This window comes from Rhodococcus sp. JCM 9793, from assembly GCF_055380405.1.
The window spans coordinates 1,567,200-1,580,204 of sequence record NZ_AP043721.1 but is presented as its reverse complement, the minus strand read 5'-3'; the positions used below and the strand labels follow the sequence as shown (position 1 = coordinate 1,580,204).

At 64.7% G+C, this 13,005-nt stretch carries 13 protein-coding genes; 9 read left to right on the top strand and 4 right to left on the bottom strand.

The annotated features are described in order from the left end of the window. Window positions 1-9 precede the first annotated feature (9 nt). The gene (locus ACZ46K_RS09630; protein ID WP_464747880.1) at window positions 10-1,302 is read right to left on the bottom strand and encodes an amidase; all 1,293 of its coding nucleotides are present in this window, start codon (window positions 1,300-1,302) and stop codon (window positions 10-12) included. Window positions 1,303-1,492: 190 nt separating this feature from the next. On the opposite strand from ACZ46K_RS09630, the gene ACZ46K_RS09625 reads away from it, so the two are divergent. After that, a complete protein-coding gene (locus ACZ46K_RS09625; protein ID WP_464747878.1) occupies window positions 1,493-2,908 on the top strand; it encodes an MFS transporter in 1,416 nt (471 codons plus the stop codon). A 25-nt stretch (window positions 2,909-2,933) separates the two neighbouring features. Beyond that, window positions 2,934-4,145, top strand: coding sequence for a flavin reductase family protein (locus tag ACZ46K_RS09620; RefSeq protein ID WP_054805551.1), 1,212 nt, complete (start codon window positions 2,934-2,936; stop codon window positions 4,143-4,145). Between the two features lie 11 nt (window positions 4,146-4,156). On the opposite strand, the gene ACZ46K_RS09615 is transcribed toward ACZ46K_RS09620, so the two are convergent. Further along, window positions 4,157-4,597, bottom strand: a complete 441-nt coding sequence (locus ACZ46K_RS09615) for a hypothetical protein (RefSeq protein ID WP_054805550.1) — start codon at window positions 4,595-4,597, stop codon at window positions 4,157-4,159. 37 nt (window positions 4,598-4,634) lie between these two features. Continuing rightward, a complete protein-coding gene (locus tag ACZ46K_RS09610) occupies window positions 4,635-5,174 on the bottom strand; it encodes a TetR/AcrR family transcriptional regulator (RefSeq protein WP_464749278.1) in 540 nt (179 codons plus the stop codon). Window positions 5,175-5,217: 43 nt separating this feature from the next. On the opposite strand from ACZ46K_RS09610, the gene ACZ46K_RS09605 reads away from it, so the two are divergent. Continuing rightward, the gene (locus ACZ46K_RS09605; RefSeq protein ID WP_054810322.1) at window positions 5,218-5,913 is read left to right on the top strand and encodes a lysophospholipid acyltransferase family protein; all 696 of its coding nucleotides are present in this window, start codon (window positions 5,218-5,220) and stop codon (window positions 5,911-5,913) included. A 164-nt stretch (window positions 5,914-6,077) separates the two neighbouring features. On the opposite strand, the gene ACZ46K_RS09600 is transcribed toward ACZ46K_RS09605, so the two are convergent. Beyond that, window positions 6,078-8,084 (bottom strand): TerD family protein, encoded by a 2,007-nt coding sequence (locus ACZ46K_RS09600; RefSeq protein WP_054805562.1) that lies wholly within the window; start codon window positions 8,082-8,084, stop codon window positions 6,078-6,080. A 404-nt stretch (window positions 8,085-8,488) separates the two neighbouring features. On the opposite strand from ACZ46K_RS09600, the gene ACZ46K_RS09595 reads away from it, so the two are divergent. The 6 genes from ACZ46K_RS09595 to ACZ46K_RS09570 are packed head-to-tail and all read left to right on the top strand — an operon-like array spanning window position 8,489 to window position 12,991. After that, window positions 8,489-9,763: an aromatic ring-hydroxylating oxygenase subunit alpha gene (locus ACZ46K_RS09595; RefSeq protein WP_464747875.1), complete on the top strand. Its 1,275-nt coding sequence runs from the start codon at window positions 8,489-8,491 to the stop codon at window positions 9,761-9,763. After that, complete coding sequence (locus tag ACZ46K_RS09590; RefSeq protein ID WP_464747873.1) at window positions 9,760-10,251, top strand: aromatic-ring-hydroxylating dioxygenase subunit beta; 492 nt, start codon at window positions 9,760-9,762, stop codon at window positions 10,249-10,251. Before ACZ46K_RS09595 ends, ACZ46K_RS09590 begins: the two co-directional genes overlap by 4 nt. Before the next feature lie 50 nt (window positions 10,252-10,301). After that, a complete protein-coding gene (locus ACZ46K_RS09585; RefSeq protein WP_054805561.1) occupies window positions 10,302-10,544 on the top strand; it encodes a hypothetical protein in 243 nt (80 codons plus the stop codon). Beyond that, complete coding sequence (locus tag ACZ46K_RS09580; protein ID WP_464747871.1) at window positions 10,531-11,619, top strand: zinc-dependent alcohol dehydrogenase; 1,089 nt, start codon at window positions 10,531-10,533, stop codon at window positions 11,617-11,619. Before ACZ46K_RS09585 ends, ACZ46K_RS09580 begins: the two co-directional genes overlap by 14 nt. Before the next feature lie 12 nt (window positions 11,620-11,631). Beyond that, window positions 11,632-11,835 (top strand): ferredoxin, encoded by a 204-nt coding sequence (locus ACZ46K_RS09575; protein WP_054811057.1) that lies wholly within the window; start codon window positions 11,632-11,634, stop codon window positions 11,833-11,835. Further along, entirely contained in the window at window positions 11,828-12,991 is a 1,164-nt protein-coding gene (locus ACZ46K_RS09570) for an NAD(P)/FAD-dependent oxidoreductase (RefSeq protein ID WP_464747869.1), read from the top strand. Before ACZ46K_RS09575 ends, ACZ46K_RS09570 begins: the two co-directional genes overlap by 8 nt. The last annotated feature ends 14 nt before the right edge of the window (window positions 12,992-13,005 follow it).

The following is a 13,005-nucleotide window of genomic DNA, read 5'->3' as shown; positions in this document are numbered from 1 at the left end:
CAGCCATTGTCAGCCGGCCACTGCAGGCAGCTCCCGAAGGACGGCCTCGAGCTTCTCGCCCACGTCGAACAGATATTCCTCGCCGCCGGGCAATCCGATGATCTGCAGACCCAACGGGAGCCCCGACGTGGTGCGCGCCCCCGGCACCACCACCACCGGCGCACCGAGCAACTGCCACGGGCGACTGAGGATCGGTGAACCGGTGGCCGCCAGACCCTTCGGTGCCGGACCGGTCGCAGCAGGACCGACGATCACCGACGATCCGTCGAGGATCTCGCGTAGGAGTTCGCGCGACCGGTCGCCTCGGATCGAAGCGGCGGAATATGCGGAATCGGAGATCTCACGGCCCTGCTGCAGCAGATCCCGGATCTGGGGGCTCAGTTCGTCGCGATGCTCGTCGAACTCACGGGCGCGCGCACGTGCGGCCTCGTAACCCATCACCGTGAGGTGATCGTCGGCGAGCGTCTTCACGTGGTCGTCCCAGTCGAGGGGCTCCGCCTGCAGCCCCAGATCGTGCAGGAGTGCAGGCACCCGACCCAGCAGCGCGATCATCGCCGGGTCCAGGTCGTCGAGGTGGCTACCGCCCCAGACGAACACCCTCGCCGCCGTGCCGGACGGCCTGCCCGGCTGCGCGCCGACGAACGCGTCGTGCACGTAGCGGAGGTCGGCGACAGTGCGGGTCAGAAACCCCAGAGAATCGAGGGATTCGCTGAGACCGACGATCCCTGACGTGTCGGTACTGCCGTGCGCGAGGACCATTCCTGCCGCGCCGCAATACGATGCCGGACGAGTCAGTGACCCGGCGGTCTGGGTCCCCAGCGCCAACGGCACCGTGCCCGCACCGACTGCTGCGGCGGAACCGCTCGACGACCCGCCGGGGGTGTGGTCGAACGCGCGCGGGTTACGGGTGGGGCCGGGGCGGAAGTAGCCGAACTCCGTGGTCACGGTCTTACCCTGGACGACAGCGCCGAGCGCACGCAGTCGGGCAACGCAGGGCGCGTCGGAAGTGGCTGCAGTGGAAGGTGTGACGGATGAGCCCGCACGTGTGGGCATGCCCTCGACATCGATGAGGTCTTTCACTCCGACAGAGATTCCGCTCAAGGGGAGATCTCGCTGGTCGTTGTCGATGCCGGCGGCCTCCGCGGAGGCCGATGACGACAGCTGCACCCATGCCTCGAGCTCCGGTTCCCTGGCCTCGATCGCTGTTCTGACCCGGGTGACCAGCTCCGTCACCGTCGTGGAACGTGCCCGGACCGACCGCACTTGATCCGAAACCGAGATATCGACCGCGGGCGCGTTCACATCTTCCTCCTACATTCGCTGACCTCCCCATTCTGCCCAGTCAGCGCGAGCGGCGACAGTAAAGGTTTCTCTCCTACCCGAGCAAGGAAACGCCAAATATGTTTTCCACACCGTCGGCCCGATGTTGCCCCTCGAATTCTTCCAGCACGCACCACGCCCCATTCCCAGCCCACAAGAAAGGCGGCTGCACATGGCTTCGACCGTGGCGCCGGACACGATCCTCGATTCTCCCCAACCGGAGAAGTCGACGAAGATCGACTTCGGCAGAATGAACCGCAAGGCCTGGCTCATCACAGCGCTGCTCGTCCTGTTCCAGATCGTCGCGTTCGCCGACAAGGCGGTACTCGGTCTGGTTGCATCCGAGGCGATTCCCGATCTGGGCATCACCGCGGTCGAGTTCGGTTTCATCGGCAGCGCATTCTTCTTCTTGTACGCCGTGGTCTCCGTCGTGACCGGTTTTCTCGCAGCCAGATTCTCGGTGCGGTGGATCATCCTCACGATGGGTGTCGTGTGGGCGGTCATGCAGTTCCCCATGCTCCTCGGCGGCGGTGCCGCGATCCTGCTGGTCACCCGCATCGTGCTCGGCGGTGCCGAAGGGCCCGCCACCGCGATGTCGCTGACATCTGTCCACTCGTGGTTCGAGCCGAAGCGTCGTGCGCTGCCGTCGAACCTCGTGGCGGCCGGCTCCACCCTCGGCCCCGTCCTCGCCGCCCCCCTGCTCGCATGGGTCATCGGTGAATGGGGGTGGCGCTGGGCGTTCGGTGTCCTCGGCATCGCCGGTTTCCTCTGGGTGATCGCGTGGGTGCTACTCGCGGGCGATGGACCCTATTCGGGTCATGGAAAACAGGGCGATGATGCCGTGCCCGCGGAGTCCTACGAGGACGCGGATATCGAGGATGTCGACAAGCAGAAGCCCGTCGCCCTCTGGCGCGCATTCGCCAGCCTGACCTTCCTCGCGGCCGTCATCGGAGGCGGCTCCAACTTCTGGGTTCAGGGATTCGTGACGACGTGGCTTCCGCAATACCTCGGAACCGTCGTCGGACTTTCCCTACCCGAGGTCGGGACGGTCACCACCATCCCGTGGATCCTCGGAGCCGTCGTCCTGCTGTTCCTCGGCTTCCTCGGCCACCGGCTGATGCAGAAGGGGTTCGATTCGCACCGTTCCATCGCGATCCCCTTCGGTGTCGCGGCACTCGTTGCCGGTGTGTGCTTCATCCTCGTCCAAACCACGTCGGGTGTCTTCGCTGTTGCGCTGCTCTGCATCGCGGCCGGTTGCAGCCTCGCCTTCCCCATGACCGCATCAGCGCTGGCATTCTCCGTGGGCAAGAAGCAGCGGCCCATCATGATGGCCACACTCGGCGGTGTCGCCTCCGTCGGAGCGATCATCTCGCCCACCCTCGTCGGATGGCTGATGACCCGAGCCGGATATGTCTCACCGCCCTCCGGATCCGAACTCACTTCCGAGATGGCCGACAACATGGCCGTCGGTGTGCACCAGGCGTTCACGATCACCGGCATCGTCCTCCTCGTCGGCGGCGTGCTGTGCATCCTGTTCCTCCGCCCCGAGGCCCTCGGACGCAAGCTCCAGGCCGGCTACAGCAAGTAATCTTCCCCGAGCAAGGAGGGCACTCATGTCCACGGACACCACGATCGACATCGACAGTGACATCGACCGTGTCATCGACAAGGGCCTGTTCCGCGAGGTGATGGGCCACTATCCCACCGGCGTCGCGGTCGTCACTGGACGCGCGGACGACGGCGAGCTGCTCGCTCTCGTCGTCGGCACGTTCAGCTCGGTGTCGCTCGAGCCTCCCCTCGTCTCCTTCATGCCGATGAAGACGTCCAAGTCGTTCGACAAGCTCCGCCGATGCGATTCGGTGTGCATCAACATCCTCGGCGGCGAACAGGAAGAGCTGGTTTCCACGATCGCACGACGCTGGGAGAACAAGTTCGACGGCATCGACTGGTTCGCCTCACCGTCCGGTGATCCGGTGCTCGAACAATCCGTCGCGTGGATCGACGCGCGCATCACAAACACCGTCGACGCCGGGGACCATTGGATCGTCCTGTGCGGTGTCGACGACATGGCCGTCACCAATCCTGTTGCGCCGCTGATCTATTTCCAGGGCGGCTACGGCAGCTTCGTCAGCACGTCGTTGATGGCACGGATGGATCACGAGATTCTCGACGAGATCCAGGATGCGGAGATCGCACGTCCCCACGTCGAGGCACTTGCCCAGCACATCGGATGCGAGGTCATCCTCTACACGGCGATCAGCAGGGACGAGATGGCGACTGTGCTGTCGGCGGTCGGGCCGGGAGTCGAGCGGGAGAACGGCCTTGCCAGACGGATTCCGATCGTTCCACCCATCGGCGACAGTATCGTCTTCGATCTTTCCGGCGACGAGCAGGAACAGTGGCTGGCCAACGCTCGCGGTGTCGACGAATCGGTGAAGGAGCATTACCGACAGCGGATCACGTTCCTGCGCACCCACGGCTACGTGCTGTCGCTGCTGCCCCAAGAGGGAATTGCCGCATACGACCCGATGTGCGAAGCCACGCGGCGATACGAATCCAGCCGTCTCACCCCGAGGCAGGAGCGTGACATTCGGGCATCGATCGTCGAATCGACCGTCGACTATCGTCCTCGAGAACTCGACGCCGAGGGTCGCTACAACGTCGGCTCCGTCGTGCTACCCGTGCGCGATCGGGACGGTAATCACACCCTGACGTTGCGTCTTGCCCAGCTCCCGATGCGTGCATCCGGAGCGGTGGTAGCGGAATGGATTTCGAAGGCCGAGTCAGTGGTCGAGGTGTTGGAAGGGCGATCCGGGCGGCAGTAGACCGACCGACACTATGCCTGCAGGACCAGCAGAAACCCACCGCCCCCGGCGTCGATCCGGGTGGTGAACTGCACCTCCGGCTCCAACCGCGACAGCCTGTCGAGCAACCATTCGGAGGCTTCCTCCGCGTCGGACTTCGCGGGGCAGCGGGCCACCGCGGCGCGGCCGCCCTTGCGCTTCAGTTGCTCGACCGTGTCGACGATCGGCGCCGGATCGACGACGAACAGGCGGTCGGGCCACGGCACGACGGGTTTGACGGCGCCCTTCTTGGTGTTGCAGGCACGGTGCGCGAGTCGCTCCACGCCGCCCTTACCCTTGCCCTTCTTGGCCGTGTTGATGCTGTCGATGCTGGGGCCGCGAGGGTCGTTGACCGACATGTCGGGGTCCACCGGTTCATCACATAGCCAGCATCGCCACGACTCGCGGTCGCCGACTTCCTCGAGGGTGCTCATGGCGACAAACGCTACCCGGGCCCTCGATGGGGTCGGGTCACCGGAGACTGTTCCGCACCACCCGGTCGATCAAATCACCTTCGTCGACTCCCGTCGCCGCAAGCCCGAGCGCCCCCGTCGACGAGAGCACGGCGATTCCGTGGACACCGGTCCACAACGCCGCTGCCCGCTGCGGCGCGTCGTCGGAGCCTACGGACCGCTCCACCATCGTGATCAGCCAGGTGAACAGTGGTTGCGACACGTTTCGTAGCTGTGCTCCGGATCCTTCGAGCAGGTCGTGACGGAATATGAGCGTGAACATCGCCGGTCGACGCCGCGCGAAGTCGACGTAGGCGGCGGCCAAGGCGGGGAGGTCGTCCTCCGGTTCCACCGCGGCGGCGAGCGTCGCCGAGAGGTCTTTCACACCGACTTCGGCGATCGCCGCGAGGAGACTCTTGTGCGTGGGGAACCACCGGCGCGGTGCCCCGTGGGAAACCCCGGCCCTCCGAGCGATCTCTCGAAGACCGACGTCCGCAGCGCCCGTTTCCTCCAGCAGTTCGATGCCCGCTCTCACCAGCGCCGATCTCGTGTCTTCCATCTTCACGTAGACAGTGTCTCCCATTTTCGTGTAGACACTGTCTATGCGCTTCTGGAGTGCCTGCTTCTACAGGCTGTGTCGACACGCCCTGATCGGGCCGGCACTACATCTGATCGGCCGCCCCAAGGTGTCGGGACGCGAGCACATTCCACGATGCGGTCCGGTCATCGTCGCAGCGAATCACCTCGCCGTCCTCGATTCGTTCTATCTGACGCTGGCAGCACGACGACAGATCACCTTCCTGGCGAAAGGCGAATATTTCGACAAGGGCGGCATCGTCGGCGGGTTCCAACGCTGGTTCTTCTCTGCCATGGGTCAGATTCCCGTCGATCGACGAGGAGGTTCCCATGCGTCACCCGCACTCACTGCCGCAACGCGGATCGTCGAACAGGGCGGAGCATGGGGCATCCACCCGGAGGGAACACGCTCACCCGACGGCCGCCTCTACAGAGGGAGAACAGGCGCCGTCCGTGTCGCGCTCGAGACCGGAACTCCGATTGTGCCAGTGGCGATTACAGGAACCCGCCCTGACCTGTCCACTCCGTGGTGGCGACGCAGGGTCACGGTGGAGATCCTCGAACCACTGGACTTGACGCCGTACCGCAGCGACGGAGCGGCAGGTGCACGAGCGGCCACGGACGCGTTGATGCTCGAACTCGCCGCTCGCACAGGGCAGGAGTACGTCGGCGCGTACGCGAAGGAGTGGGAGACGCCGAATGATCGTCCCGAAGCTGCGTGAAAGACCCCGACATCTGCAGCCTTCTTTCCAACCCACTGCGGCAGAACGACGTGCAGTCACGGCCTCGCCGATCCACGACAGTACTGCGTCGGTTCACGACCACCGGAAACCCGCGTTCGGGGAGGAAACTTTGACGGCGCTCGAGCAGGTCGAACACCCACCGTCTATTCGGCCGAGACGTCGGTGGTGTCAGGTCTTTGTTGTTCGGTCTGTTTCGGCGCGGCCGGCACGAATTCGCGCAGCTTCTGAACGACGGTGCCGTAGAACGCGTCGGTCGACGACGTCACGCTGCTGATGAAACTCGTTGCTGTTCCCGACCGTCGGCTCCCCATCGCGAAGGACTGCTCGAGGCAGAACGACACGATGTCACCGGAGCGGCCTGCGGTCAACACCTTCGGATCGGCACGCACCGCATCGAGATGGTCGCATGCTTCGTTGCCGCGTTCGGAGAAGACGGCCTCGAGCTGGACATCGCCGGGCGCACCGTCGAGCTGCTTGAGCAACCACGACACGCGCCGGCCCGCGGTTCCCTCGTTCGGCGCGTCCACTGTCGTGCGACAGCGGATTCTACTGGTCCGCATATCTGCAATCACCGTCAGATCGCCGGCTGTCTCCGGGATTCGGAGCACGGCCTCGAAAATCCCGTCCGTCGCCAGCCTCGCCGCGACCGCCGTATTACGCGCGCCCGGGTCGGCGTTGAATTTGCGGGGCAAGATGTGCTTGACGTTCACACCGAGTTCGGCGGTCAGCCGCAACGCCAGATGACGTGAGAGTGAAACCCAGGTTTCGGCCACAGCAGCGGCCTTCTGATCGCCACCGCGGAGAGTACCCGCGATCACCGCGTCGCGCACCGTGACCCAGTGCCTGCCCATATCGACGAATTCGACCGCACCGGATCGGGGATGATCCAGGTAACGCAGGAACTCGGCCAGAATCCAGGCTTCGAGATTACTGTCGATTCCGCCGTGAGAGAGCAACATCCGAGCCTCGTGCGCGACTTCGGCCCACGACAGGTGACGCAGCGACACCTTGGCGAGTTTTCGACGATCCACCTCGACGGGCAGTTCCCCTGCGCTCGCAGGGACGTCGTTCGACAGGCTGACCACCACGTCGTACTTCTTCTTCCGCGCCACATCGAGATAGTTCTCGAGTTGCTCCTTCTTGAGCTTGCCGTTGCCCGTCTTGACCTCGAGCAGGCCCGTCCACAACCGGCTCCCGCGAGACACCCTCAACACCGCGTCGGGGATCACCTTCGACTCACCCCGCTCGTACTGCACCTCCACATAACCTTCGAAAGCCCCCGCCGGAGCACCTACCCGGGCACACACCGCCCGAGCGAACGGTCGCACCGCCTGCATGGTCGCGACCAGCGCCGACGTCGCACGTCGTTCCTGCTCTTCACCAGCGCCGACACCCGCGACCGAGAACAACCGCGCCGGCTGCCATGCGTCGTTCTCAGCGAGAGTGAACTCGATCGGCTTCGACTTCTTGACCGTGCGCTTGGCGGTGCGCACTCCCCGCGTCTTCGTCTTCTCCGGTGTCACGGTCGCCCGACCCTGTTCCACGACGAGCGTGTCTGCCGGCGGCGCAACGGCCGCGGCCTCTTCGACGCCTGACGATGCGACATCGGGTTCCGGTTCGTCATCGATGTCGACGCCGAAATCGGTGGCCAACCCGACCAGTCCGGACGCCCAGCCTTGACCTACCGCTCGAACCTTCCACTGATCGTTTCGGCGATAGACCTCGCCGAAGACGAACGCAGACTCTGTTGTTGCGTCGGCGGTGACGTACTCCGCCAACGTGTGGCCGGATCCGTCGACGACACGCAGAGCAAGTTTCCCGAGATCACCGAAGTTACCGGTCGCGACACTACCGGCGAGAGCGACCACGTTCACATCCTCCGGGACTGCGGACAATGCAATCGCGACCCGCGCCTGCGCGCCGTCCTCGGTCGCGCTCGTCCCCAGGAATCTCACTGAACCGTCCGACGACTCCGGCTGGTTGTAGAACACGAAGTCGGCGTCGGAGCGGACCTGTCCATCCACGTTCAACAGCAATGCCGACACATCGACTTCGATTTCCGATTCGGTCCATCCGAGCACCACGTCGACCTGCTCCACGTCCGCAGCCAGCGACAGGTTCTGCCCCTTGGACAGCATCGGAAACTCCATCGGAACCACCTTCATCGACCGAACCTGCAACGACCCGAACGGCCGACAGTGCCCGTGCCGATCATCGGACAACACATCGAGTGCGCGGGGAACCGGTGCGATACCCCTGCAGTCACCTTGCGCCAAGGATCGTGCAACCGCCCGTAAGCGTCAGTATCTCCGACATATTCCCCGCCGAGTGTCATCCGGACGAATGACAACTGCGGCCGATAGCGTGACGAGCGACCCCCTTCCTGGGGTTACAACGAATCGTTGTGAGCCACGTCGTCGACATGTTGGCGGCCGAACACGTTCCGTTGTTAGCTTTCTCACACGCAGCGGGGAAGCGCTTGCGGATACGGATTCTCCATGTTTCCCAACGCACTTCCTGTCGAAATGAGAAACGAAAACCAGTGAGCGAGTTCATGAGTAATACAGGGTTCTCCGCCAGAGAATTTGTCGACCTGGATCGAGGTCGCGTCCATAAGACGGCCTACTACGATCCCGAGGTCTATGCCACCGAGATGCAGCGCATCTTCGAACGCACGTGGCTCTATATCGCCCATGCGTCCGAGATCCCCGAGCCCGGCGATTACAAGACGACGGAGCTGGCCGGCAGGCCAGTCATCGTCGTGCGAGGCGCCGACGGCAACATCCGGGTGCTGCAGAACCGGTGTCGGCACCGTGCGGCCAGCGTCTGTCAGGCCGCGAAGGGCAACGCACGGTTCTTCCGCTGCGAATACCACGGGTGGACGTACAAGAACAACGGTGAACTGGTCGGTGTCACCTATGCCGACGCATACAAGGATCTGGATAAATCGCAGCTCGGACTACAGGAAGTTCCCCGCGTCGAGACCTATCAGGACTTCGTCTTCGCGTCGCACGACGCCGATGTGGAGCCGCTCGTCGAACACCTCGGCGAGGCAACGAAATACATCGATCTGTTCGTCGCACAGGGAGCCGGGCGCCCACTCGAAGCCGCGTACGGAACGCAGAAGATCAAGTACGAGGGCAACTGGAAGTACCAACTGGAGAACGGTTGCGACGGCTACCATCCGAACTTCGCACACCGCTCGTTCTTCCGCGTGATGGGAGAACGTACCGGCGAAGACGGTTTGGGCTCCTACATGGACGGCTCCGCCGCCGCGGAGGCTCTCAGCCTGGGACGCGGTCACACGCTCCTGGATCAACGGAAGACCGCGACCTCGCACTACGCGGAACGGTACAAAGCCTCCCCCGATGTCGACTCGATCCTCGACGATCTGCGAAAAGACCTGTCCGAGGAGCAGATCGGCGAACTTCTGGCGACGTCGACGAGCCCTGGATTCAACCTCACGGTCTTCCCCAACCTGCAGTTGATCGGCTTGCACATCCGCGAGATCCGCCCTGTTTCCGCGAACGAGACAGTGGTGCACTACACACCCCTCGCGGTGAGCGGTGTACCGGACGGCATCAATCAGCTCCGGATGCGCAACCACGAATTGTTCTATTCGGCTGCCGGTTTCGGTGTCCCCGACGACGGCGAGATGTTCCGTCGGGTGTCGGTCGGCACCGGCGCGGATGCCGACTGGTTGCTGCTCACACGCGGTCTGCACCGCGAGGAGACCCGAGGCGAGGTCGTGTCGTCGCAGATCACCGACGAGGTGCCTCAGCGAGCCGAATGGGCGCGCTGGGCGGAACTGATGGATGTCGAGGCGTGAGGGACACCGATATGTCGACCATCGAATTGATTCACCGTGAAAACCTCCTGCTCGACGAACGCAGATACGACGAGTGGCTCCAGCTCTTCGCTCCTGAGGCTCGGTACTGGGCTCCCTACCGCTGGGACGCCCCCGAACCGATGAACGAGATGAACCTGCTGTACGACGACTTCGCGCGACTGAAGGAGCGGGTCTCCCGTCTCACCGGAGGGGACCTGCACTCCCAGGATCCGGCGTCGCAGACCGTGCGGCTGCTGGGTCAACTCTCGGCGCCTACCTCGGGTGGGTGGGCTCCCTCGACACCGTTCGACGAGGTAGTCACAGCGCCCTTCAAGCTCGCGGAGTACCGGACGGAGCGCACCACCGAGTACACCGGCCGCTACACCTACTGGATCACCGGCATCGGTGACGACTCGCGGATCGCCGCGAAGAAGATCCAGCTCCTCGGCGCCGAGGGACCTCTGGGCAACGTCACCTTCCTGCTGTGAACCGACACGACGTGAGACCGACACTGCGTGAGACCGACACGGAGGCTCGGATGAACCAGCCACAGATCGACTTCAGGAACGAATTCGCCAGTATCCGAATCTCACTCGAGAACACGAGGTGCGGAGTCCGCCTCCTCGTCGAGGATCGGGAAACCGGCAGACACGCCTACCTCGACCCTATCGAGCTCGCGAGCCTGTGCGTCTGGCCCGAGGAGCGACGAGCCGAGCTGCTCCAGGTGGGGATCTACGAATACAGCGACACGAAAGGAGCAGACGCCGATGCCCGCTCCTGACATCACCGCACAGGTGCTTACGGCGGCGCGGCGGTTCGAACGCCGCCCGTTCCCCCGACCGAATCTGAGTGATGACGACGGGCTGCTGGAGGTCCTGGCCTGCGGATTGTGTGGAAGCGACGTGGCGAGCTATCTCGGAGAGAAGCACCACGACGGCCCGGTGATCCTCGGTCATGAGGTCATCGGCCGGATCTCGGACATCGGTCCCGCGGCTGCCGAGCGGTGGGGTGTGAAACCCGGAGATCGCGTGGCGATCGAGGAAGCGGTGCCCTGCATGTCGTGCGCCGAGTGCCGAGCCGGCTACCAGCGACTCTGTGCCCGCTCCGGTGTGCGATACGGCTACACCTCCATCGACACCGCCCCGAGCCTGTGGGGAGGATTCGCGCAGTTCATGTACCTGCACCCCGGCACACAGCTGCACAAGGTTCCCCACCGGGTGTCCGACGAACTGGCGACGCTGTACATCCCGCTGTCGAACGGGCTGGCCTGGATGCGCGAGAGCGGCGAGCTCCGTGCCGGGGAGCGCGTGGCGGTCTTCGGACCCGGCCAGCACGGCATCGCGTCCGCCGCGGCTGCACTGCACCTCGGTGCGGCCGAAGTGGTGGTTGTCGGCACCGAACGGGATCAGCACCGGCTGGATGTGGCACGCGAGTTCGGCTGCCACGTGGTTGCCTCGACAGTGCCCGACGAGATCGAACAGGCCGTGGTGGTCGCGCTCGGTGGCCGGCCCGACGTGGTCATGGACATGACCCCTCGCGCCGCGCTGCCGGTGGAGGCGAGTATCCGCCTCGCTGCTCCGCGCGGCCGTGTGCTGTGGGGCGGCATGAAGCGTGGGGCATCGCAACCACTCGTCGACACCGACCTCGTGGCGCAGAAGGAACTCACGATCCGCGGAGTCTGGGCGCGCCCCAGCTGGGCGATCGCCGCAGCCTTCGACTGGCTCGCGGCCGACCCCGACCTCGAGCGGCTGTGCGAGCGCATCTACGGCATCGCCGACCTCGATGACGCATTTCGAGACGCGACCGGCGATGGCCAGAACCCGGCGCCGCTGCACGCAGCCATCACAGTCAACTGAGATTGGACACCCATGGAAATCCACATCGACCGCGCCAAATGCGCCGGTCACGCGATCTGCACGATCCTTGCCCCCGACGTCTTCGAGATGGACGATCACGGTAAGGCTGTCGTTCTCCCCACGGCCGCACACGCGTCCGACGCAGAGATCCGCGACGCCGCGGACGCATGCCCCGCCCTCGCAATCAAGATGAAGGCGAGCGCCGACCATGCCTGAGGGCACCGTCATCGTGGGTGCGTCCCTGGCGGGGATCCGCACCGCCTCCGATCTGCGCAAGGAAGGCTACGACGGTTCGATCACGCTCATCGGCGACGAGCCCGAGAAGCCGTACGATCGGCCCCCACTGTCCAAGGGCTTCCTGTCGGGGAAGGACTCGGCCGAGTCGATATCACTGTGCTCCGATTCCGACATCAGTGATCAGGGAATCGATCTCGTACTGGGCACGAAGGTCCAGAGCGTCGATGCGGACCGCCGGATCGTCACAATGGACTCCGGCGACTCGCTGAACTTCGACAACCTGGTCGCGGCGACCGGCGCCGGATGCATCCGGCCACCGTGGTTCCGGCAGCTCGCCGGCGTCCACGAGCTTCGCACCCTGGCGGACGCCGAGTCCCTACGGAAGACGCTGCAGGACATCGACTCTCTCGTAGTGATCGGCGGGGGGTTCGTCGGAACCGAGGTGGCCGCGACCGCCCGCACTCTGGGTATCTCCGTCACCATGGTGCTGCGCGAAGCGCACCCTCTCACAACCGTATTGGGAAGTGACGTCGGGGCTGCTGTGGCGGCGCTGCACGAGGGTCACGGCGTCGACGTGCGTCCTTTCAGTGATGTCGAAGCCCTGCTCGGCGAGCACTCGGTCGCGGGAGTTCGACTCGCCGACGGCGCCACCATCGCCGCGGATGCCGTTCTCGTCGCGGTGGGGGTGCGGCCCCACGTCGAGTGGCTCCGGGGCGCGGACGTGTACGACCCGCGTGGTGTGGCAGTTTCCCCGCAGGGGCGTGCGAATGCCCATATGTGGGCAGCAGGCGACGTCGTGCAGGGTTCGAAGGGCCACTGGGCTGCCGCGCTCGCCCACGCCAGGTCCGTGGCCCGAGACATCGTCGGTAAGTCCGCCGTTCCGGTGGCGCTACCCGACTACTTCTGGTCCGATCAATACACCCACAAACTACAGGTGTTGGGCCACGCTGATCCGGAATCGATGCTGACGTCCGTTCACGGATCGTTGGACGCCATGAGCTTCGTCGGAGCGTACGGTTCGGTAGACAAGATCTCCGGAGCCCTCCTGATAGACCAGCCCAAGCACCTCGGCCGGATGCGTCGACTGGTGGGCCTGGAAGCGTCCGTGGCCAGTTGCCGAGACCAGGTGGGGTAGCTCCCCGCCCTCAC

Bases quoted from the DNA above. Each gene is read 5' to 3' on its own strand.
- ACZ46K_RS09625 (WP_464747878.1), top strand. From the start codon at position 1,493: ATGGCTTCGACCGTGGCGCCGGACACGATCCTCGATTCTCCCCAACCG.
- ACZ46K_RS09620 (WP_054805551.1), top strand. From the start codon at position 2,934: ATGTCCACGGACACCACGATCGACATCGACAGTGACATCGACCGTGTC.
- ACZ46K_RS09615 (WP_054805550.1), bottom strand. From the start codon at position 4,597: ATGAGCACCCTCGAGGAAGTCGGCGACCGCGAGTCGTGGCGATGCTGG.
- ACZ46K_RS09610 (WP_464749278.1), bottom strand. From the start codon at position 5,174: ATGGAAGACACGAGATCGGCGCTGGTGAGAGCGGGCATCGAACTGCTG.
- ACZ46K_RS09605 (WP_054810322.1), top strand. From the start codon at position 5,218: ATGCGCTTCTGGAGTGCCTGCTTCTACAGGCTGTGTCGACACGCCCTG.
- ACZ46K_RS09600 (WP_054805562.1), bottom strand. From the start codon at position 8,084: ATGGAGTTTCCGATGCTGTCCAAGGGGCAGAACCTGTCGCTGGCTGCG.
- ACZ46K_RS09595 (WP_464747875.1), top strand. From the start codon at position 8,489: ATGAGTAATACAGGGTTCTCCGCCAGAGAATTTGTCGACCTGGATCGA.
- ACZ46K_RS09585 (WP_054805561.1), top strand. From the start codon at position 10,302: ATGAACCAGCCACAGATCGACTTCAGGAACGAATTCGCCAGTATCCGA.
- ACZ46K_RS09580 (WP_464747871.1), top strand. From the start codon at position 10,531: ATGCCCGCTCCTGACATCACCGCACAGGTGCTTACGGCGGCGCGGCGG.
- ACZ46K_RS09575 (WP_054811057.1), top strand. From the start codon at position 11,632: ATGGAAATCCACATCGACCGCGCCAAATGCGCCGGTCACGCGATCTGC.
- ACZ46K_RS09570 (WP_464747869.1), top strand. From the start codon at position 11,828: ATGCCTGAGGGCACCGTCATCGTGGGTGCGTCCCTGGCGGGGATCCGC.